The 19,707-nt window shown below is 66.9% G+C and carries 20 protein-coding genes and 1 other RNA gene; 12 read left to right on the top strand and 9 right to left on the bottom strand.

Annotation, left to right across the window (positions count from 1 at the left end; genetic code table 11):
• The first annotated feature begins 65 nt into the window (after window positions 1-65).
• Window positions 66-1,706 carry an acyl-CoA dehydrogenase family protein gene (locus tag VGV58_RS16055; RefSeq protein WP_326875035.1) on the top strand — a complete coding sequence of 547 codons (1,641 nt, stop codon included), beginning with the start codon at window positions 66-68 and terminating at the stop codon, window positions 1,704-1,706.
• 71 nt (window positions 1,707-1,777) lie between these two features.
• Here VGV58_RS16055 and msrB read toward each other — a convergent pair whose 3' ends face one another.
• Window positions 1,778-2,212, bottom strand: a complete 435-nt coding sequence (gene msrB / locus VGV58_RS16050) for a peptide-methionine (R)-S-oxide reductase MsrB (RefSeq protein WP_326876151.1) — start codon at window positions 2,210-2,212, stop codon at window positions 1,778-1,780.
• 216 nt (window positions 2,213-2,428) lie between these two features.
• Between msrB and VGV58_RS16045 the strand changes: the two genes are divergently transcribed.
• From VGV58_RS16045 to VGV58_RS16030, 4 genes are all read left to right on the top strand, one after another.
• A complete protein-coding gene (locus VGV58_RS16045) occupies window positions 2,429-3,679 on the top strand; it encodes a BtaA family protein (RefSeq protein WP_326875034.1) in 1,251 nt (416 codons plus the stop codon).
• A complete protein-coding gene (locus VGV58_RS16040; protein ID WP_326875033.1) occupies window positions 3,676-4,341 on the top strand; it encodes a class I SAM-dependent methyltransferase in 666 nt (221 codons plus the stop codon). The genes VGV58_RS16045 and VGV58_RS16040 overlap by 4 nt, the downstream gene beginning before the upstream one ends.
• 46 nt (window positions 4,342-4,387) lie before the next feature.
• The gene (locus tag VGV58_RS16035; RefSeq protein WP_326875032.1) at window positions 4,388-5,188 is read left to right on the top strand and encodes an ion channel; all 801 of its coding nucleotides are present in this window, start codon (window positions 4,388-4,390) and stop codon (window positions 5,186-5,188) included.
• A gap of 105 nt (window positions 5,189-5,293) precedes the next feature.
• Window positions 5,294-5,887 carry a YdeI/OmpD-associated family protein gene (locus tag VGV58_RS16030; RefSeq protein ID WP_326875031.1) on the top strand — a complete coding sequence of 198 codons (594 nt, stop codon included), beginning with the start codon at window positions 5,294-5,296 and terminating at the stop codon, window positions 5,885-5,887.
• Window positions 5,888-5,909: 22 nt separating this feature from the next.
• Here VGV58_RS16030 and VGV58_RS16025 read toward each other — a convergent pair whose 3' ends face one another.
• Complete coding sequence (locus tag VGV58_RS16025; RefSeq protein WP_326875030.1) at window positions 5,910-6,476, bottom strand: thioesterase family protein; 567 nt, start codon at window positions 6,474-6,476, stop codon at window positions 5,910-5,912.
• A 152-nt stretch (window positions 6,477-6,628) separates the two neighbouring features.
• Here VGV58_RS16025 and VGV58_RS16020 point away from each other — a divergent pair, with 152 nt between their 5' ends.
• Window positions 6,629-8,068: an FAD-binding oxidoreductase gene (locus VGV58_RS16020; protein WP_326876150.1), complete on the top strand. Its 1,440-nt coding sequence runs from the start codon at window positions 6,629-6,631 to the stop codon at window positions 8,066-8,068.
• Between the two features lie 96 nt (window positions 8,069-8,164).
• Window positions 8,165-11,863, top strand: coding sequence for an AsmA family protein (locus VGV58_RS16015; protein ID WP_326875029.1), 3,699 nt, complete (start codon window positions 8,165-8,167; stop codon window positions 11,861-11,863).
• A 99-nt stretch (window positions 11,864-11,962) separates the two neighbouring features.
• Here VGV58_RS16015 and VGV58_RS16010 read toward each other — a convergent pair whose 3' ends face one another.
• A complete protein-coding gene (locus VGV58_RS16010) occupies window positions 11,963-12,571 on the bottom strand; it encodes a LysE/ArgO family amino acid transporter (protein ID WP_326875028.1) in 609 nt (202 codons plus the stop codon).
• Window positions 12,572-12,664: 93 nt separating this feature from the next.
• Between VGV58_RS16010 and VGV58_RS16005 the strand changes: the two genes are divergently transcribed.
• On the top strand, window positions 12,665-13,573 hold the full coding sequence (locus VGV58_RS16005; RefSeq protein WP_326875027.1) for a LysR family transcriptional regulator ArgP: 909 nt from the start codon (window positions 12,665-12,667) through the stop codon (window positions 13,571-13,573).
• Here the strand turns inward: VGV58_RS16005 and VGV58_RS16000 are convergent.
• The 6 genes from VGV58_RS16000 to VGV58_RS15975 all read right to left on the bottom strand — a co-directional run bounded on the left by VGV58_RS16000 (window position 13,557) and on the right by VGV58_RS15975 (window position 16,964).
• On the bottom strand, window positions 13,557-13,799 hold the full coding sequence (locus VGV58_RS16000) for a ribbon-helix-helix domain-containing protein (protein ID WP_326875026.1): 243 nt from the start codon (window positions 13,797-13,799) through the stop codon (window positions 13,557-13,559). The genes VGV58_RS16005 and VGV58_RS16000 overlap by 17 nt on opposite strands.
• Before the next feature lie 10 nt (window positions 13,800-13,809).
• Window positions 13,810-14,010, bottom strand: coding sequence for a DUF4169 family protein (locus tag VGV58_RS15995; RefSeq protein WP_326875025.1), 201 nt, complete (start codon window positions 14,008-14,010; stop codon window positions 13,810-13,812).
• Window positions 14,011-14,012: 2 nt separating this feature from the next.
• Entirely contained in the window at window positions 14,013-15,407 is a 1,395-nt protein-coding gene (fumC, locus tag VGV58_RS15990; RefSeq protein WP_326875024.1) for a class II fumarate hydratase, read from the bottom strand.
• Between the two features lie 23 nt (window positions 15,408-15,430).
• Entirely contained in the window at window positions 15,431-16,027 is a 597-nt protein-coding gene (locus VGV58_RS15985) for an SspB family protein (protein WP_326875023.1), read from the bottom strand.
• A 160-nt stretch (window positions 16,028-16,187) separates the two neighbouring features.
• Window positions 16,188-16,575, bottom strand: a transfer-messenger RNA (tmRNA) gene (ssrA, locus tag VGV58_RS15980).
• Window positions 16,576-16,667: 92 nt separating this feature from the next.
• On the bottom strand, window positions 16,668-16,964 hold the full coding sequence (locus VGV58_RS15975; RefSeq protein ID WP_326875022.1) for a PepSY domain-containing protein: 297 nt from the start codon (window positions 16,962-16,964) through the stop codon (window positions 16,668-16,670).
• 299 nt (window positions 16,965-17,263) lie between these two features.
• On the opposite strand from VGV58_RS15975, the gene VGV58_RS15970 reads away from it, so the two are divergent.
• The 4 genes from VGV58_RS15970 (at window position 17,264) to VGV58_RS15955 (ending at window position 19,700) form a co-directional block, all read left to right on the top strand.
• Complete coding sequence (locus tag VGV58_RS15970; RefSeq protein WP_326875021.1) at window positions 17,264-18,058, top strand: thymidylate synthase; 795 nt, start codon at window positions 17,264-17,266, stop codon at window positions 18,056-18,058.
• 190 nt (window positions 18,059-18,248) lie between these two features.
• Entirely contained in the window at window positions 18,249-18,701 is a 453-nt protein-coding gene (locus VGV58_RS15965; protein WP_326875020.1) for a DUF4145 domain-containing protein, read from the top strand.
• Window positions 18,698-19,180, top strand: a complete 483-nt coding sequence (locus VGV58_RS15960; RefSeq protein ID WP_326875019.1) for a GNAT family N-acetyltransferase — start codon at window positions 18,698-18,700, stop codon at window positions 19,178-19,180. The genes VGV58_RS15965 and VGV58_RS15960 overlap by 4 nt, the downstream gene beginning before the upstream one ends.
• Window positions 19,181-19,184: 4 nt before the next feature.
• A complete protein-coding gene (locus VGV58_RS15955) occupies window positions 19,185-19,700 on the top strand; it encodes a dihydrofolate reductase (RefSeq protein WP_326875018.1) in 516 nt (171 codons plus the stop codon).
• Window positions 19,701-19,707 lie beyond the last annotated feature (7 nt).

The following is a 19,707-nucleotide window of genomic DNA, read 5'->3' as shown; positions in this document are numbered from 1 at the left end:
TCCCGGGCATCAGCATAGTCTGCTGGTTAATGACGGGGGCGGTTCGCGGATCGGAAGGGAAGCCCATGGCCCAGGCATCGCACGCCCATCAGGTCACCAACCAGGTGCCGCCGCTGGCCGATTACGACGCTTATGCCGCCGATCCCGTGCTGAAGGCGGCGATCACCGCTTTCGATGCCGGCTGGGCCGATGAGCGGCTGCACGAGGCCGGGCGGACGGTCGGCGCGGCCGAGACGATCGAGATGGCCAGACTCGCCAATCGGCACGGGCCGGAACTGCGCAGCCATGACCGCTTCGGCAATCGCATCGACCAGATCGAGTTCCATCCGGCCTGGCATGCGCTGATGACCCGCGCCATCGGCCAGGAGACGCATGCGCTCGCCTGGAACAAGCCGGGGCCGGGGGCGCAGGTGGCGCGGGCCGCCCTGCAATATCTCTGGTATGGCTGCGAGAGCGGCATCTGCTGTCCGATCTCGATGACCTATTCGGCGATCCCGGTGCTGAAACAGGATCGGGCGCTGTGGGCGCAATGGGGGACGCTGATCTCCTCTAAGACCTATGACAAGAACCAGGGGCCTGCCGCCGGGAAGACTGGCGCGACCGTCGGCATGGCGATGACGGAGACGCAAGGCGGCTCTGACCTGCGCCAGACCCAGACCATCGCCTATGACAATCGCGACGGCACCTATTCGCTGCACGGGAGCAAATGGTTCTTCTCGGTGCCGCATTCCGATGTCTTCCTGACGCTGGCGCGCAATGAGGAGGGCATCTCCTGCTTCGTCGTGCCGGGCTGGCGGCCGGATGGCGAGCGCAACGGCATCGCGATCCAGCGCCTCAAGGACAAATGCGGCAACCGCTCGAACGCCTCCTCCGAGGTCGAGTTCAGGGGCGCGATCGGCCATATGCTCGGCGATCCCGGCCGGGGGCTGCGCACCGGCCTGTCGATGAACCACAATACGCGGCTCGACATCGCCGCGGCCTCGGCCGGTTTGATGCGGCAGGCGGTGATGCTCGCCGGCCATCACGCCCAGCACCGCACCGCCTTCCAGCGCCTCTTGATCGATCAGCCGATCATGCAGAACGTCCTAGCCGACCTCGCAATCGAGGCCGAGGCCGCCGCCTGGCTCGCCTTCCGGCTCTTCGCCGCGGTCGACCGGCAGGAGCAGTCGGAGAGCGAGAAGCTGCTGGCCCGGGTCGGCGCGCCCCTGGCGAAATACTGGGTGGCGAAGCGCACGCCGGCGGTCGTGGCCGAGGCGCTGGAATGCCATGGCGGCAACGGTTTCATCGAGGAGAACCCGATGGCGCGGCATTATCGCGAGGCGCCGCTCAATTCTGTCTGGGAAGGTTCGGGCAACGTCATCTGCCTCGACGTGCTGCGCTCATTGGAGCGCGAACCGGGCTCGCTGCAGGCGCTGCGCGCGGAACTGCATTCTGTCTCCGGCCAGGACCGGCGCTATGATGCGGCGCTGCAGGCGCTGGAGAACGACCTGCATGACCTGATCCGCCATGAAGGCCAGGCGCGGCTGCTGACCGAGCGTCTGGCGCTGATGTTGCAGGGCGCGCTGCTGATCCGCCATGCGCCGCATGCGGTCGCTGATGCTTTCGTCGCGACGCGGCTCGGCGGGCACTGGTCCGGGCATTTCGGCGACCTGCCGCTGGCGGTCGATGCGGCGACGCTGGCACGTCGGGCGGTGCCGGAGATTTGAGGCTCGGACAGCGCGGGGAACCCTCTCCTGGACGGAGAGGGTTCCCCGCGCTTAGTCACGGAGTGAGGGTCTCACCCCGCTTCCGGGGCGAAATCCATCGCCACGCCGTTGATGCAGTAGCGCAGGCCGGTCGGCGGGGGGCCGTCGGGGAAGACATGGCCGAGATGGCCGCCGCAATTGGCGCAGTGAACCTCGACCCGGTGCATGCCATAGCTGTAGTCCTCGCTCTCCTCGACCGCGCCTTCCAGCGGCTGGTCGAAGCTCGGCCAGCCGGTGCCGCTCTCGAACTTCTTGTGCGACCGGAACAAGGGCTGGCCGCAGCCAGCGCAGGAGAAGGTGCCGGCACGCTTTTCGAAGTTCAGCGCGCAGGAGCCGGCCCGCTCGGTGCCGTGGCCGCGCAGCACCTGGTACTGCTCCGGCGTCAGCTTCTGGCGCCACTCCGCATCGCTGAGCTGGAAGGGGAATTCACGCTCTGCCGGCTTCCCTGTCTTGGCGAACATGTCCATCAGGCCCATGCAAGGCTCCTTTCCACCAGCTCTTGTTCGATTGTCGCGCGAGATATGGGGATTTGTCTTCCTGTTTTCAGCCCTCTGCAACACGGCCTGTTTCACATCCGCGTTGGGCGGCGACCGGTCTCTTCTCCGGGCGCCCGGCGCGTCACCCAACCGTCACGCGACTCCTCTAGTCGGCTCGCCATCGCAATGGGCGGAAACGAGGCTCTCGTGACGCAGACGATCCGCGCGGTGAAGCGCACGACGAATCTCGGGCTGACCACCGCCGTCCATCGCAGCAAGCCGCTCTCGCGCGCCGGCATGCTGGAGCGGATGTTCACGTTCGCCTTCTCCGGCCTGGTCTATCCGCAGATCTGGGAGGATCCGGTCGTCGACATGGAGGCGCTGGCGCTGCAGCCCAGCGACCATCTCGTCGCGATCGCCTCGGGTTCCTGCAACATCCTGTCCTATCTCACCGCCGACCCGGCGAAGATCAGCGCGATCGACCTCAACGGCGCCCATATCGCGCTCGGCCATCTCAAGCTGGCTGCCTTGGCCGAGATCGACGATCACGCGGTCTTTCGCCGCTTCTTCGGGCAGGCGCAGTCGAAGGCCAATGTCGAGATCTATGACCGCCTGATCGCGCTGCGGCTCGACGCCGTCAGCCGCGCCTATTGGGAAGGGCGCAACATTGCCGGCCGGCGCCGGGTCGAGGTCTTCGCCCGCAATTTCTACCGCTACGGCCTGCTCGGCCGCTTTATCGGCACCGGGCATTTCCTCGCCCGCCGGCTCGGCTGCGACCCAAGGGTGATGCTGCAGGCCAAGACGATGGAGGAGCAGCGGGCGCTGTTCGACCGGCACCTGGCGCCGGTGTTCGAGACAAAGCTGGTGCGTTGGCTGGTGCGCCAGCCGGCCTCGCTTTACGGGCTCGGCATCCCGCCGGCGCAATACAAGGCGCTGGCCGCCGATGGCGATGCCGGTATCCGCGCCGTGCTGCGCCATCGGCTGGAACGGCTGGCCTGCGGCTTCGACCTCAAGACCAATTACTTCGCCTGGCAGGCCTTCGGCCGCGGTTACGGGCCGGAGCCTGATGCGGCGGTGCCGCCCTATCTGGAACAGGGCAATTTCGAGACGGTGAAGGCGCGCGCCGGCCGCGTCTCCTATCATCAGAGCGCGATCACCGCCTTCCTCGAAAAGCAGCCGGCCGAAAGCTGCAACGGTTTCGTGCTGCTCGATGCGCAGGACTGGATGAACGATGCCGATCTGACGGCGCTGTGGACGCAGATCACCCGCAGTGCCGCGCCTGGCGCCCGCGTGATCTTCCGCACCGCCGCCGACGAGCGCCTGCTGCCCGGCCGCGTGCCGGAGGCGATCCTGTCGCAATGGCAGTATCAGGAAGAGCGCAGCCGCGAACTCGGGGCGCGCGACCGCTCCTCGATCTACGGCGCCTTCCATCTCTATGTCCGCGGAGCGGCTGCGTGAGTGCGGTCGAGGGCAGGGCGGATGCCGCCGGCCTGATGGACCGGATGTATCGCTTCCAGCGGCACATCTACGACGCGACCCGCAAGTTCTACCTGCTCGGCCGGGACGGGCTGATCACAGGCTTGAAGCCGCCACCGGGCGGTGCGGTGCTGGAGGTCGGCTGCGGCACCGGCCGGAACCTGATCAAGATCGCGCAGCGCTACCCGCTTGTGCGCTGCTACGGGCTCGACGTCTCCGAGGAGATGTTGCGCACCGCCCGCGAACAGGTAGCGAAGGCCGGCTTGTCCGAGCGCATCACGCTGGCGCAGGCCGATGCGACCAGTTTCGACCCGCAGGCGCTGTTCGGCCGCGCTGGGTTCGAGCGGGTGGTGATCTCCTATGCGCTCTCGATGATCCCGCCCTGGCGCGAAGCGTTGGCGCAGGCGATGCAGGTTGTTGCGCCCGGCGGCGCGCTGCATATCGTCGATTTCGGCGACCAGGCGCATCTGCCGGGGCCGTTCAAGGCGGTGCTCAACCGCTGGCTGGCGCTGTTCCATGTCACGCCGCGCCGGGATCTCGATATGGTCGTGACCGATCTCTGCGCCGAGACCGGGACCATCGGCGGCACCACGCGGCTGTTCGGCGGCTACAGCGTGCAGGCGGTCGCGATCCGGCCGGCGTGAGCGCCGGGGCTGGACGCCGTCGCCGCCGCGCTGCTACGCCGATGGGATGAGTGCAGCCGCCGATCCTGACGACAGCAGCAATGGCAGCTCCGGCCTGCGCGACCGGCTCCGGCAGCTCTATCATGGCCGCACGCCGATGGCGCTTCGCTTCCGGTTCGCGACGCTGATCGTCGATATCCTGATCATCGGCTTCTTCGTCGCGACGCCGATGCTGCGCGACCGGCCGGAATTCCTCTGGCTCGACTACGCCGTCGCGATCATCGTCGCCGCCGAGATCGCGGCGCGCTTCCTCGCCTCCTCGAACATGCTGCGGCTGCTGCGCCAGCCGACCATGCTGCTCGACCTCTTCATCCTGGCGACGCTGCTGGCGCCGCAATGGCTGGAGAATTTCGGCTTCCTGCGCATCCTGCGGCTCTGGTCGCTGTCGCAGCGCGGCCTGATCTGGGCGCAGTTGCGCGAGACGCGCTACCGCGACTGGGAGGATGTGGCGCGGGCCCTGATCAACCTGGCGACCTTCCTCTTCGTGGTCAGCGGCTTTGTCTACACCTTCTTCTTCATGAGCCGGCCGGGGCTGGAGGGCTATGTCGAGGCGCTTTATTTCACCGTCACGACGGTGACGACGACCGGCTTCGGCGACATCACCTTGCCGGGCATCGCCGGCAAGCTCACCTCGATCGTGGTGATGATCACCGGCATTTCGCTGTTCGTTCGATTGGCGCAGGCGGTGTTCCGCCCGCACAAGGTGACCTTTCCCTGTCCGCAATGCGCTCTTCAGCGCCACGAGCCCGACGCCGTGCACTGCAAAGCCTGTGGCCACCTGCTGAAGATACCGGACGGCGACGAGTAGCCGGCTGGCCTTCGGTCAGCGGCTTCTGTGCTGACAGGAGCGAACCTTCTCGGCGCGTAGAGCGGCGTGCGGCCTTTCGGCCGAACTGAACATGTTGGAGCAGCGATGGCGCCGGTTGTGGTCGACCCTGACAAGGTCCGCGAATTCGAGGATGCCGCGCGCTTCTACGAATGGCTTGGCGCGCATCATGACCGCACGGACGAAGTCTGGATCAAGATCCACAAGCTCTCATCCGGCCTGCGCTCGATCACACCCAAGGAAGCGATCGACGTCGTGCTGTGCTGGGGCTGGATCGATGGCGTCAAGAAGGGGCTCGACGAGCGCAGCTATCTGCAGCGCTATACGCCGAGGACAGCCAAAAGCATCTGGAGCCAGATCAATGTCGACAATGTCGCCCGCCTGATCGTGGAGGGGCGCATGACCGGCCACGGCCTGGTGCAGGTCGATGCCGCCAAGGCCGACGGTCGCTGGGCGCGCGCTTATGGCGCCGGCCGAAACCTGAAGATCCCCGACGATCTCCAGGCTGCGATCGACGCAGAGCCTCAGGCCAAGGAGATGCTCGCGAAACTGAGCGCGCAGAACCGCTTTGCGTTGGCGTTCCGCGTCCACAATCTCAAGACGGAAGCCGGGCGGCGCAAGAAGATCGCGGCCTTCGTCGCGATGCTCAAGCGCGGCGAAACCATTTATCCGCAGCGCTAGACGGGCCAAATAGCGAGCGCGGCTAGTGCCGCGTCTCCGTCTCGCGTTCGGCTTCCGGCGCCGGTTCGCCGAGGGTGATCGCGCTCTTCTGCGGCATGCCGATCATGCGACCGACCGTGGCCGGGCGCGGCATCTGCGCATGCGCCGCCTTCATGATCGCGAGATTGGCGAGGATGTCGGGCGGGAAGGGCGTCACCCTGCGGCTGGTCATGTCGACATGCAAGGAGAGGTTCTCGGAGGTCGCAGCGAGCCAACCTTCGCTGGCATGGCGCATTTCGAGATAATAATGCAGCCGCTTGTCGTCGAAGGCGATGAGTTGCGCGGTGACGCGCACGAGATCGCCTTCCGTCAGCTCGCGCTTGTAGAGCACATGGCATTCGGCGGCGAAGAACGAGGCGTGGCGGCTGTCGACATAGTCCTGGTTGAGGCCGATCAGCGAGAAGGCCTCGTCGACCGCGCGGTCAAACAGGACATGGTAATAGGCCATGTTGAGATGGCCGTTATAGTCGATCCAGTGCGGCTCGACCCGCATGGGGGACGAGACGAAGGGAGCGAAAAACAAAGCGGGCGTGCGAATATCGTCCGGCATCGGCTCCTCCTTTCGGTCCGTCTTTCGTCGATGCGTAGGCGGCTCTGCACCGCCGGCCCTTGCCGGCGCGGTCGCGGCGCGTGAAAACAACACGAGCCGCTGCTCTCAAGGCCGAACCATTCCAGACTAGGCGAAGTTCTCCAGCCATGACAATGCCTTCTACCACTGCCGTGCCTCAAGCCACCTCTGCTCCTGCCGCAGAGCTGCCGCCATCGCCGCAAGCTGTCGCTGCGCTGACGCAGGAACTGGCGGCGCTGTTCGGCAACCGGCTCGTCACCAGCCTCGCGGTCCGGCAACAGCACGGCCATACCCTGACCTGGATCCCCAACCAGCCGCCGGATGCGGTGGTCTATCCTGAGAGCACCGAAGAGGTGGCCTCCATCGTGAAACTCTGTGCCAAGCACGGGGTTCCGGTGATCGCCTTCGGCACCGGCACCTCGCTGGAGGGCCATGTCAACGCGCCCTTCGGCGGCGTCTGCATCGACATGTCGCAAATGAAGCGGGTCGTCGCGGTCCATGCCGAGGACCTGGACTGCACCGTCGAGCCCGGCATCACCCGCAAGGAGCTGAACGAGCACCTGCGTGACCAGGGGCTGTTCTTCCCGATCGATCCCGGCGCCGACGCCTCGATCGGCGGCATGGCGGCGACACGCGCCTCCGGCACCAATGCCGTGCGCTACGGCACGATGAAGGACAATGTCATCGCGCTGACCGCGGTGATGGCCGACGGCTCGATCGTCAAGACCGCGAGCCGGGCGCGCAAATCCTCGGCTGGCTACGACCTCACCCGCCTGCTCGTCGGCTCGGAAGGCACGCTCGGCATCATCACCGAGGTGACGCTGAAGCTGCACGGCATTCCCGAGGCGATGTCGGCGGGCGTCTGTGCGTTCCCCTCGGTGAAGGCGGCGTGCGACGCGACGATCATGACGATCCAGTCCGGCCTGCCGATCGCGCGGATCGAGCTGGTCGATGACGTGATGATGCGCGGCGTCAACCTGCATTCCAAGCTCGGCCTGCCGGAGACGACGATGCTGTTCGTCGAGTTCCATGGTTCCGAGGAGGGCGTGAAGGAACAGGCCGAGCGCTTCGGCGAGATCGCGGCCGAATTCGGTGGCGGGTCGTTCGACTGGGCAACCCGGCCGGAGGATCGCACGAAGCTGTGGCAGGCGCGGCACGACGCCTATTGGGCGGCGCGCGCGCTCAGGCCCGGCGCGGAATCGGTTGCGACCGATGTCTGCGTGCCGATCTCGCGGCTGGCTGAATGCGTCGACGAGACCAAGCGCGACATCGAGGCGTCGGGCCTGATCGCGCCGATCGTCGGCCATGTCGGCGACGGCAATTTCCATACGCAGCCGCTGGTCGATCTTAACGATCCCGACGAGGTCGCGCGCTGCGAGGCCTTCATCGATCGGCTGGTCAAGCGGGCGCTGGCCATGGAGGGAACCTGCACCGGCGAGCATGGCGTCGGCCAGAAGAAGATGAAGTACCTCACGATCGAGCACAGCCCGGCCGCACTCGCCACGATGCGGCTGATCAAGCGCGCACTCGATCCGCAGAACATCCTCAATCCCGGCAAGATCATCGCCTTGTGACATTCCGAACGGGGATCATTCGCAAGAATGTCGTGATCCTGCCGCGACTTGCGTGCATGATTGCGCCGTCGACATGTTGAGGATCAATGCAAGAGCGTGCGTGAGGCCCTGACCCTTCTGGCCGGGCTGCTCGTCGCGGCGTTGCTGGCCGCGCTGCTGGGGCCGGGCTTCGTCGATTGGCGCGAGTACAGGCCCCATTTCGAGCAGCGCATCAGCGCCGCGCTCGGCGTGGAGACACGCGTCGCCGGCGAGATCGGGCTGCGGCTCCTGCCATCGCCGCGGCTGGTGCTGGGCCAGGTGCGCCTCGGCTCCGGCGGCAGCGCGGCAAGTGCGGCGACCATCGAGACATTGACGGCCGAGCTCGCGCTGGCGCCGCTGGCACGCGGCGAGTTCAGGCTGGTCCAAGCCGAGGTCGATGGCCTGACGCTCAATCTCATCGCTGATGAGACCGGCAGCATCGCGCTGCCGGCCCGCCAGGGCGCTGGCCTGCCGAGCGAAACGGCGATCGATCGGCTGGCAATCCGCCGCTCGGCCGTGATCTGGCGCGAGTCCGGCAAGCCGGCGCAGACGCTGGCGCCGATCTCGGTCGACGTCTCGGCCGTTGCCCTGCACGGACCCTGGCGTGTCGAAGGCGAGATCGCGGGCTCGTCCCTGCGCTTCGCCACCGGCGCGATCGAAGCCGATGGGCGACTGCGGACCAAGGCCTCGGTCACCGGAGAGCAGACGCAATTCGGCTTCGACGGCTCGCTGATCCTGGCTGGTGCCGAGCAGAGCGTTCGGCCCGGGCTGGAGGGCAGCTTCACGATCGCGCCCGGCGGGGCGGTCAGTCTCGCCGGACGGGTGAGCGGCGATAGCCGGCGCCTCGATTTCTCGGGCCTCGCCATCGAGATCGCCGGCGGAGCCGCGCGGCTGGAAGGCGAGGGCTCGTTCAATCCGGCGGACAGCAAGGGCAGCCTCCAGCTCAAGGCACGCCGGCTCGATGCCGATGCGCTGAGCGAGGCGCTGGCCCAGCGGCCGGGCTATCAGCGTGCCTTGCAGGCGCTGCCGGGACCGGTCGAGCTTTCGCTGGATCTCGACCAGATCGTCTGGCGCGGCGAGGATTTCAGCGGCTTTGCCCTGCGCGGCAAGCTCGACGGCGACGGGATCGAGGATGGCAACGCCACGGTGAAGATCGCCAACGCGGTCATCGAGGCGCGCGGGGCACTTGATGACCAGGGCTTTCGCGGCACCCTCGAGGCGAAGGCGCCCGACGCGCGCCGGGCGGCGCTGGCGCTGGCGCGGCTCGGTGTCGAAGCCGGGCTGGCCGACAGCTTCGCTGCGCTGCGCAGCTTCGACGGCACGGCGACGCTGGACTGGAGCAGCGAGCGTCTCGCGATCACCCGCATGAGCGCGCGGGCGGGCTCGGGGCCGCGGCTCGAAGGTTCTGGCGCGATCACGCCAGGCCGGCTCGATGCAAAGCTGACGCTGAATGGGCTCGACCTCTCGACCTTGCCGGCCGGCGACAGCCTCAACGCTCTCGTCGGCCGCCGCGATCTCGCGCTCGATCTCACCCTGAACGGTTTGCGTTATCTTTCGGCCCCACCGGGCTCGGCCCGGCTCGCGCTGACCCGGCAGGGCAGCGACTGGCGTCTCAGCCGCCTCGCGGTCGATGGCTTCGGCGGCGTCAAGGTGGAGGGCGAGGGGGCGCTGCTGCCGGGTGGCGGCGAGATCGCCGGGCGGGTGCGTGCGCCGCGCTTCGCCGCGCTGACGGCACTGGCCGGGCCGCTGCTGCCGGAGGGCTTCCGGCGCGTGCTGCCGCGGATCGAGGACGGGCTCGCCGGGATCGATGCCGGGTTCAAGCTGGCGCGCGCGCCAAATGGCGAGACCAGCGTCGTGGCGGATGGATCGGCCCAGGCCGGGCGGCTTTCGCTCAACGGCAAGCTCGGTGCCGCCGGCCAGTGGAATGGCGGCGATGTGAAGCTCTCGCTCGACGACCGGCGCCGCGCCTTCGCCGCCTTCGGCCTGCCGCGCCCGGCACGAGGCGGCTCGGGCGAGCTTTCGCTCGGCTTTGGCCAGAATGGACCGGTCGGCTCGCTCGCCGGGCCAGGGCTGATGCTCGTTCTGGAAGGAGCGGGAGACGCGGCCCGGCTCAGCCTGCAGGCCGACGGGCCTGACCAGGTCCTGCCGGATGGGCTGGCGCGGCTGGTTCCGGATGGCGTCCTCGATGCCTCCGGCCGTGTCACCTTCGGCGATGAGGCACGGCTCGACGATCTCGTCGTCAACGCCGGCGGCAAGGCGGCGCGCGGCGTGCTGACCTTCTCGGCCGAGCGCGGGATCGGCGGGCGGCTCGATCTGCCCTATTTCGCCTTGCAGCCTGCGCTCACGGCGGTGCTCGGCCAGTCGCAGGCGGTCGCGGGCAGCCAGTGGTCACCGAGCCGCTTCCAGGGCGCGACAGGGCTCGGGGAGATCAGGTTGGCTCTTTCCGCCGACCGGCTCGACCTGACCGACAAGATCGCACTGTCCAAGGCTCGGCTCGACCTGACAGCAGGGCCGGACGGGCTCGTCCTCGACAATCTCCGCGGCAGCCATGCCGGCGGCGAGGTCAGCGGGCGGCTCACCGCGCGTCGCGATGGCGGGCTGGCGCAGATCAATGGCAAGCTCGGTCTCGCCGGGCTCGACCTGGCAGCGCTGACCAAGGGTGCGCTGACCGGAAAACTGTCGGGGAGCTTCGAGGCTGGCGGCTCGGGCGAGAGCCCGGCACGGCTGATTGCGGCGCTCGGCGGTGCCGGCTCGATCAGCGTTGCGGGCGCTGGCATGGCCCGCTTCGACCCCACTGCCATCTCGAAGGTGATCGCAACGACGGGGGAAGACGCCTCCGAGAGCGAGACCGGGCGCCTGCAGGACCGGATTGGCGAGGCATTGGAGAAAGCGAGCTGGCCGCTTGGCGACGTCACCATCCCCTTCACCCAGGCGGCGGGCGTGCTGCGCGTCTCGCCCGTCTCGGTCGAGCGTGCGGGCCTCAGGGCCGAGGCGACCGGGCTGGTCGACTGGCGGGCGATGACGACCGATCTGCGCTTGAACCTGCGCCCGCTCGGCGCGGCGCCGAAGGGTTGGCCGGAGCAGATGCCGCAGGTCGGCGTCGCCTGGCGTGGGCCACTCGACGCGCCGCGGCGCGAGACCGATGTCGGCGCGCTTTCCAATGTGGTGGCGGCGCGGGCGCTGGCGCGCGAGATCGAGCGGGTCGAGGCTTTCGAGGCGGATCAGCGCGAACGGGCGATGCACATCCGCCGCCTGCGGGCCGAGCGTGAGCTCCGCGAGAACGAGCGCAAGCTCGCCGAGTTCCTGAAGGCCGAGGAGGAGCGCCGCATCGCCGAGGAGAAGCGGGCGGAGGAGGCGCGCAAGGCCGAGGAGGCGAGACTCGCCGAAGAGGCTCGCAAGGCCGAGATCGCCCGGCGCGCCGAGGAAGCCAGGCAAGCCGAGGAGGCGCGCCGAGCCGAGATCGCCCGCAAGCTGGAAGAGGCGCGCATCGCCGAGGAGGCCCGCAAGGCGGAGATCGCGAAACGCCAGGAGGAACTGCGCAAGGCAGAGGACGAGCGGCGCAGGGCCGAAGCCGAGGAGCGGGCAAGGCAGGCTGCAATCCGCGCTGCAATCGAAGGACGGCCCGGACCGATGATCCTGCAGGGCGCGCCGCCTTCCTACATTCCGGGCGATCCGCCCGGCTATGGCAGGCCGCGTGGAGAAGCGCCGCCATTGCCGCCGCCGCTCGACATCCAGTCGGTGCCGCGGCCGCTCTCGCGCTCGCCGCTGCAGAATTGAGTCAAGGCGCTGGCAAACTGATTCAAGCAGGTGCGGGGCTGATTCAGCCTTTGCTCGCAAGTTGTTGGTCTGGCGAGCTTTTCGTTTTGGTGTGATCGCTCAGCTGCCCTGCAGCAGCTTGAAGGCGATTGCCCACATGGTGGCGGCGACGATGCCGTCGAGAACACGCCAGGATCTGGGATCGGCGAAGAGTGGGCGCAGCCAGCGGGCGCCATAGCCGAGGCCGAAGAAGAACAGGAACGAGGCGGTCATCGCACCGGCGGCGAAGATCAGTTCCTGCCCGGGGAACTGGCTGGCGATGCTGCCGATCAGCAGGACCGTGTCGAGATAGACATGCGGGTTGAGCCAGGTCAGCGCGGCGCAGGTGACGAGGCTGGCGGAGAGCGTCGCGCCACTGGCGGTGCCGACCGCGAGCGCCTCGGAGGAACGCAGGGCCGAGAGCAGGCTGCGTGCGCCATACCAGATCAGGAAGGCGGCGCCGCCATAGCGCAGGGCCGGTTCGAGCATGGGCAGCAGCGCCGTCGCCTGCTTGAGGCCGACGACGCCGGCGAGGATCAGCACCGCATCCGAGAGCGCGCAGGTGAGGCAGACCGCGAAGACGTGCTCGTTCCTGAGGCCTTGCCGCAGAACGAAACTGTTCTGGGCCCCGATCGCGACGATCAGGCTGAGGCCCATGGTGAAGCCGGTGACATAGACGGAGAAAGGCATGGGTGGCGGTCCAGTTTCTGTGTCCCCGCCTAGCTGCCTGGTGTGCCTTAGTGTAGTTAAACATCGTTATGCTGATTAAGCTGAGCTAATGCGATGCTCGACTATCCCGCTCTGCAGGCCGTCTCGCTCGTTGTCAGGACCGGCAGTTTCGATAAGGCGGCGCAGGCGCTGAATGTCACGCCGTCGGCCGTCTCTCAGCGCGTGAAACAGCTCGAGGAACGGCTCGGGACAGTGCTGATCATCCGGGGCCAGCCCTGCACCGCGACCGAACGGGGCGAATGGCTCTGCCGGCATATGGAGCAGGTCGGCCTGCTCGAAGGCGAGCTGATGACGCGGCTGCCGGCGCTGGCCGAACCGGACCAGCCGCAACAGCGCGTCACGTTGCGGGTTGCCGCCAACGCCGACAGCCTCGGCACCTGGTTCCTGCGTGCCGTCGCGACGTTTGCGGAGCGGAGCCCGCATCTGCTCGACATCGCCGTCGACGACCAGGAGCATACGGCCGAGTGGCTGAGGCGAGGGCGAGTGCTTGCTGCCGTCACCGCGCTGGAGAAGCCGATCCAGGGCTGCCGAGTGATCCCGCTCGGCTCGCTGCGCTATCTCGCGACGGCGAGCCCGGGGTTCATGGCGCGCCATTTCGCTGACGGAGCGACCTTGCCGGCGCTGGCGCAGGCGCCCTCGCTCATCTTCAACCAGAAGGACCGCTTGCAGAGCCAGTGGATGGAGGCTGCCTTCGGCGAAAGCCCTGCCCACCCGGTGCATTGGGTGCCCTCGACGCATGGCTTCGTCGATGCGTGCCTGCTTGGCATCGGCTGGAGCGCCAATCCGGAATTGCTGGTGCGGGAGCATCTCGATGCCGGACGATTGCGAGAGCTCATGCCCGGCAAGACGCTCGACACGCCGCTGTTTTGGCAGGTCAACCGGGTCGCGGCCGAGCGGCTGGCGGATCTGACGCGCGCCGTGGTCGAGACGGCACGCCGCCTGCTGATCAGTCCGCAGACGTGAGCTTCGCGGTCTCGGCGCGTCCGCGATAATGCGCCAGCACGCGCAGTCGCAATGCCGAGGAGAGATTGAGTTCGCCCCGGCCGGAATCGACCTCGACTACAAGGCTCGCGATCGGTCGCTTCTCGGCCGCCGCGATCTCCTTCAGCGCTTCCCAGAAGGGCTCTTCGAGCGAGACGCTGGTGCGGTGGCCGGCGATGGCGAGGGAGCGCTTGCGCAAACCGCTCATAATCTGCCGCTCACGCCTTGCCCTTGCCGTCGGGATCGCCCTCGAGCCGATGGCCTTCGAGGCGGCGCTCGGCAAGCGCCTTCTCCGCCTCGGTCAATTTGCGCTCGGCCTTGGTCCGGCCGAACGCGATCCGGTTCTGCTCGGCCTGCGCCTCGGCGCTCGCCCGGTCGCGGGCCTTGCGGGCGCGGCGGAGATTGACGATCTCGGCCATGATCAGCCCGGGCTGAGCATGTCTTCGGCGACGACGGTCTTGTCGAACAGGTCAGCATCGACGCCGGCCTTCAGCGCTTCCTCGCGCAGGGTCGTGCCATTGTGGTGGGCGGCCTTGGCGATGCTGGCGGCCTTGTCGTAGCCGATCGCGGGGGCGAGCGCCGTCACCAGCATCAGCGAGCGCGAGAGCAACTCGGCGAGGCGCTCGCGATTAGGCTCGATGCCTTCGACGCAATTGGTGCGGAAGCTGTCTGCCGCGTCTGCGAGCAGCCGGGCAGACTGGAGGAACGCCTGCGCGATCACCGGCTTGAAGACGTTGAGCTCGAAATGGCCCTGGCTGGCGGCGAAGGCGACGGTCGCCTGGTTGCCGTGCACGCGGGTCGCGACCATGGTCAGCGCCTCGGCCTGGGTCGGGTTGACCTTGCCCGGCATGATCGAGGAGCCCGGCTCGTTCTCCGGCAGGCTGATCTCGCCGAGGCCGGAGCGCGGGCCCGAACCCATCAGGCGGATGTCGTTGGCGATCTTGAACAGGTCCATGGCGAGCGCGGTCAGCGCGCCATGGCTGTAGGAGATCGCGCCATGGCTGGCGAGCGCCTCGAACAGGTTGTCGGCGGTGCGGAAGGGCAGGCCGGTCAGCCTGGCTACCTCAGCCGAGAAAGCCCTGGCGAAATCGGGATGGGCGTTGAGGCCGGTGCCGACCGCGGTGCCGCCCTGGGCGAGCGCCAGCAGGCCGGGCAGTGTCTGCTCGATGCGGGCGATGCCGAGCTCGATCTGCGCTACATAGCCGGAGAATTCCTGGCCGAGCGTGACCGGGGTCGCATCCTGGAGATGGGTGCGGCCGATCTTGACGAGGTCGGCGAAAGCCTTCGCCTTGGCGTCGAAGGCGTCCTTCAGCCGGGTCAGCGCCGGCAGTAGCTCCTTGGAGACGGCGAGCGCGGCGGCGATATGGATCGCGGTCGGGAAGCTGTCGTTGGAGGACTGGCCCTTGTTGACGTGGTCGTTGGCGTGGACCGGGCTCTTCTTGCCGAGGCCGGCGCCCAAAATCTCGTTGGCGCGGTTGGCCAGGACCTCGTTGACATTCATGTTCGACTGGGTGCCGGAGCCGGTCTGCCAGACGACGAGCGGGAAATGCTCGTCGAACTTGCCGGCGAGGGCCTCGTCAGCAGCCTGGACGATCGCGCTCTCAACCTTGCCGTCGAGCAGGCCGAGCTTGGCATTGACCGTGGCGGCGGCCTTCTTGACCAGGACCAGCGCATGCACGACCGGCAGTGGCATGCGCTCGGCCGGGCCGCCGATCTTGAAGTTCTGCAGCGAGCGCTGCGTCTGCGCCGCCCAGTATCGGTCGGCGGCGACGTCGATCGGACCGAAGGAATCGGTCTCGCTGCGGAATCCGGTCATGGCAGGGGGCCTCTAGGCTGGTCTCAGGTCTTCTTGCGGAAGGCGTCGAGGCTGACGACCTGGGCGCCGCCTTCCTCCTCGGCCTCGGGCTTGGCCTCGGCATCCGCCTCGGCAGCATCCTTCGCTTTCGCTGGCAGCGCCTTCTGCGCTGGCTTGGGCGGCAAGGCGAGTGGCGCGGCAGGGGCGATGCTGGGCTCGGAGGCGGCGCCGCGCGGCGCCTTCACCGGGGCGGCCGGCTCGCTCGCCTGCGCCTCGCCGGCGGCGTCCTGCGTCTCGAACTTCAGGCCGAACTGGACGGACGGATCGAAGAAGGTGGTGATCGCGTCATAGGGGATCAGCAGCCGCTCCGGCACGCCGGAGAAGGAGAGCCCGACCTCGAAGGCGTGGTCGCTGACGTTGAGATCCCAGAACTGGTGCTGGAGCACGATCGTCATCTCGTCCGGATGCTTCTCGCGCAGGCGCTGCGACAGCCGCACGCCCGGCGCGGTGGTCCGGAAGGTGATGTAGAAATGATGCTCGCCCGGGAGCCCGTCGCGGCCCGCCTCGGACAGGATCTTGCGGACGACGCCCTTGAGCGCGTCCTGCACCATCAGGTCGTAGCGGAGAATATCCTTGGTCATCAGGTCCGGGTTCCGTTTCCGCTCCTCTAGATCACGCCGCGACCGGTGGGAAGCTCCCCGAAACGAAAAACGTGACCGATTCCATTAGTTTAGAGCAGTTCTGATGCAAAGGAAGGGCCTCCCCTGCTGCTCCGTGCCGGCTGCTTGAGCCAGACAAAAAAGTGGAGGCTTCTGTTGCCAGGCGCCTCCGAGCCCCGCCTTACGCGGCTAAACGCAAGGGCTTTGGTTTGGGAACCAGCACCGCTTACGCGGCGACAGCAACCCGAGCATTGTTGTCGTTGGCAACTATGCTTTAGGCCCGATAACGGCGGAACCATGCCGAGCAAAAGAACAACCTTTACACCCTCGTCGATCCTATTTCGCCCCCGCCGCAGCCCTGCAACCCAGCGGGCTGCAAGTCTCCTGCCGCTCGCGCCGCAGGGCTGTGGTGGAGGCGCCGGGTACCGCCCCCGGGTCCGAAAGGCTTATTCCGAAGTCCGTTTATCGCCATAGCCGGTCTTGCGAACGGCAAGGCGAATATAGGGACTGAGCGCGCGCGGGGAAAGAGAGCAGGAGGCCGTCCCGGCTAATTTCTGCGCAAGCGCGCAAAAGCCGCGGGAAACGCCCGCGGCTTCAGGGTTCTTTCAGGAGCCTAGATGGCTCAGGGCGCTGCCGCGCCGCCGACCACGGTGCCGTCATAGGCATTGAGATCGAGCGTCACCTCGACGCCGCCCTGGGCGCGCCCGGCAATCTCCCAGCGCCAATCGGAGAGGGCGATCTCCTCGATGTGGACAAGGCCGTGGCGGAAGGCGATCGAGCGCGCCTGGGACTCCGTGATCTTCGGCGCGGTGGCGGTCGCCGGGTTCTGAGGCTTGGCTTCGGCCGAGGCCGACGCCGAAGCATGCCCTGCCAGGCCGGCTGCCAGAAGCAGCGCGGCCAGCATGGATAGTCTGCTCATGATACGATCCTCATCAGCCGGGCTTTTGATGTAGCATCGGATCGTTCCGGAAACCGGAAGCCGCTTTCATCCGATGCTCCAAGCGCAGGCCCGAAGCGCCCCTTCTGTTCACCGGGCATTCACATTGGGGCGCCGCCTCGCCATTGCAATATCCGGAGCGATCACGATTTATTTCGATACCGCGAGGGCTGCGTGAAAAGCGGTTGAGAGCTGCGGCGGGCGGGGAGCGCGCCGGCGCGGATGGCGCTAATGTCCTGAGCGCTAATATCTCGGGCTTTTCAGATTCGAATTCGGGTTCAATGCACCAGTATCATGCCCTTCTGCAGCGCGTCCTCGACGAAGGCGTCCGCAAGGACGACCGGACCGGGACCGGCACGCTCGCTCTGTTCGGCCACCAGATGCGCTTCGACCTGTCGGAGGGCTTTCCGCTGGTCACGACCAAGAAGCTGCACCTGAAATCGATCATCCATGAGCTGATCTGGTTCCTGCGCGGCGACACCAATGTGCGCTATCTCCAGGAAAACGGCGTCACCATCTGGGACGAATGGGCCGATGCGAACGGCGATCTCGGCCCGGTCTACGGCAGGCAATGGCGCTCCTGGCCGGCGCCGGACGGCGGCATGATCGACCAGATCGCCTGGCTGGTCGACGAGATCAGGCGCAATCCCGATTCGCGCCGGCTGATCGTCTCGGCCTGGAACCCGGCAGACATCCCGAAGATGGCGCTGGCGCCCTGCCATTGCCTGTTCCAGTTCTTCGTCGTGGACGGAAGGCTGTCCTGCCAGCTCTACCAGCGCTCGGCGGACGTCTTCCTCGGCGTGCCGTTCAACATCGCGAGCTATGCGCTGCTGACCCATATGGTCGCGCAGGTGACGGGACTCGCCGTCGGTGATTTCGTCCACTCCTTCGGCGACACGCATCTCTACCTCAACCATCTCGACCAGACGCGCGAGCAGCTGTCGCGGACGCCGCGGGCGCTGCCGACGCTCCGGCTCAATCAGGCGGTGCGCAAGCTCGAGGATTTCCGCTTCGAGGATGTCGTGATCGAGGGCTATGACCCGCATCCGGCGATCAAGGCGCCGATCGCTGTCTAAGGGATAAAAGATGAAATGCCCTCATTGTAATATCGCATTTCACGACAATCAGACAATAATGAGAGTTATGCATGGCCACCAGATAACGGGATGGCTACTGCGAGTTCGGCATTGCTCTGCATGTTCAAATTACATTTTTAACTTGGCACCAAATTCCGAAGTGGAAGGCAGGCTAGTTGAGCCTAAGAGCGTGCTGCGGTCGCCTGTATCGGGTGAAGTGCCAGTTCATTTGGCAGAGGATTACCGTGAGGCTTGCCTAGTTCTCGCTGACAGCCCTAAGGCTTCGGCGGCGCTTGCTCGACGCTGCCTGCAGGGGATATTGCATGATCGCGGGATTAAAGAGCGAGATCTCTCCAAAGAGATAGACGCTCTATTAGCTGCCTCCGATCCGTCGCTCGTGATACCAGAATCATTGAGGACGACGATCGATGCGATCAGAAATTTCGGTAATTTTTCTGCTCACCCGGTTACGGATAAGACCACCCTTCAAGTAATAGCGGTTGAACCGCACGAAGCTGAATGGTGCCTCGATCTGATCGAGGAGCTGTTTGAGCATTTTTATGTGAAGCCAGCTGAAGCTCGGAGGAGAAAAAAACTCCTGGATGAGAAGCTATTGGCTAGCGGAAAGCCGGCATCCAAATGACTCTCTCCATCCGTCCCGCCCGGCCGGGCGAAGAAGGGCTGGTGCTTTCCTTCGTGCGCGAGCTCGCCGAATACGAGAAGCTGCTGCACGAGGTCGAGGCCAACGAGGCCGACATGGCGGCCGCCCTGTTCGGGCCTGACCCCAAGGTGTTTTGCGACATCGCCGAATGGGACGGCGCTCCCGCCGGTTTCGCGATCTGGTTCTACACCTATTCGACCTTCACCGGCCGGCACGGCATCTGGCTCGAGGACCTCTATGTCCGGCCCGAGCAGCGCGGGCGCGGGATCGGCAAGGCGCTGATGGTGCGTCTCGCCAGGCGCTGCGTCGACGAAGGTCTGTCGCGTTTCGCCTGGTGGGTGCTGAACTGGAACGAACCCTCGCGGGTATTCTACCGTTCGATCGGCGCGGTGGCGCAGAGCGAGTGGACCGTGAAGCGGGTCGACGGACAGGCGCTGCACAAGCTCGCGGCCGGAGGCTGAGCGGGTGAGCAAGCTGCCCGTCGTCCTGATCGCGGCGATCGCCGACAATGGTGTGATCGGCCGCGACAACCAGTTGATCTGGCGGCTGCGGACCGATCTGCGCCGCTTCCGCGAACTGACCATGGGCTGCCCGGTCATCATGGGCCGCAAGACCTTCCTGTCGATCGGCAAGCCCTTGCCGGGGCGCCAGAGCGTGGTCCTGTCGCGCGATCCGCAGTTCGGGCCGGACGGCGTTTACGTCGTGCCGACACTCGACCAGGCGCTGGAGACGGCGCAGCGGCTTGGGCAGGCGATGGGCGCGCGCGCCGTCATCGTCGCCGGCGGCGGCGAGGTCTATGCGCAGGCACTGCCCTTCGTGGATCGGCTGGAGCTGACCTTCGTCCATGCCAACCCCGAGGGGGATGCGGTCTTCCCGGTTTTCGACCGTTCGGCCTTCCGCGAGAGCGCCCGCAGCGAGCATCCGGCGGGCCCGGAGGACGAGTTCCCCTTCGCTTTCGCGACGCTGGATCGGGTCGCTTGAGCCCTCG

The sequence above is a fragment of the Allobosea sp. genome, assembly GCF_035944895.1.
GTDB lineage: Bacteria > Pseudomonadota > Alphaproteobacteria > Rhizobiales > Beijerinckiaceae > Allobosea.
Note: the sequence above shows the minus strand (reverse complement) of the source record. Positions and strands in the feature narration are given on the sequence as shown.

What these genes read in the sequence shown, in the direction of transcription:
- VGV58_RS16055 (WP_326875035.1), top strand. Translation starts at nt 66, where the DNA reads ATGGCCCAGGCATCGCACGCCCATCAGGTCACCAACCAGGTGCCGCCG.
- msrB (WP_326876151.1), bottom strand. Translation starts at nt 2,212, where the DNA reads ATGGACATGTTCGCCAAGACAGGGAAGCCGGCAGAGCGTGAATTCCCC.
- VGV58_RS16035 (WP_326875032.1), top strand. Translation starts at nt 4,388, where the DNA reads ATGAGTGCAGCCGCCGATCCTGACGACAGCAGCAATGGCAGCTCCGGC.
- VGV58_RS16030 (WP_326875031.1), top strand. Translation starts at nt 5,294, where the DNA reads ATGGCGCCGGTTGTGGTCGACCCTGACAAGGTCCGCGAATTCGAGGAT.
- VGV58_RS16025 (WP_326875030.1), bottom strand. Translation starts at nt 6,476, where the DNA reads ATGCCGGACGATATTCGCACGCCCGCTTTGTTTTTCGCTCCCTTCGTC.
- VGV58_RS16020 (WP_326876150.1), top strand. Translation starts at nt 6,629, where the DNA reads ATGCCTTCTACCACTGCCGTGCCTCAAGCCACCTCTGCTCCTGCCGCA.
- VGV58_RS16010 (WP_326875028.1), bottom strand. Translation starts at nt 12,571, where the DNA reads ATGCCTTTCTCCGTCTATGTCACCGGCTTCACCATGGGCCTCAGCCTG.
- VGV58_RS16005 (WP_326875027.1), top strand. Translation starts at nt 12,665, where the DNA reads ATGCTCGACTATCCCGCTCTGCAGGCCGTCTCGCTCGTTGTCAGGACC.
- VGV58_RS16000 (WP_326875026.1), bottom strand. Translation starts at nt 13,799, where the DNA reads ATGAGCGGTTTGCGCAAGCGCTCCCTCGCCATCGCCGGCCACCGCACC.
- VGV58_RS15995 (WP_326875025.1), bottom strand. Translation starts at nt 14,010, where the DNA reads ATGGCCGAGATCGTCAATCTCCGCCGCGCCCGCAAGGCCCGCGACCGG.
- fumC (WP_326875024.1), bottom strand. Translation starts at nt 15,407, where the DNA reads ATGACCGGATTCCGCAGCGAGACCGATTCCTTCGGTCCGATCGACGTC.
- VGV58_RS15985 (WP_326875023.1), bottom strand. Translation starts at nt 16,027, where the DNA reads ATGACCAAGGATATTCTCCGCTACGACCTGATGGTGCAGGACGCGCTC.
- VGV58_RS15975 (WP_326875022.1), bottom strand. Translation starts at nt 16,964, where the DNA reads ATGAGCAGACTATCCATGCTGGCCGCGCTGCTTCTGGCAGCCGGCCTG.
- VGV58_RS15970 (WP_326875021.1), top strand. Translation starts at nt 17,264, where the DNA reads ATGCACCAGTATCATGCCCTTCTGCAGCGCGTCCTCGACGAAGGCGTC.
- VGV58_RS15960 (WP_326875019.1), top strand. Translation starts at nt 18,698, where the DNA reads ATGACTCTCTCCATCCGTCCCGCCCGGCCGGGCGAAGAAGGGCTGGTG.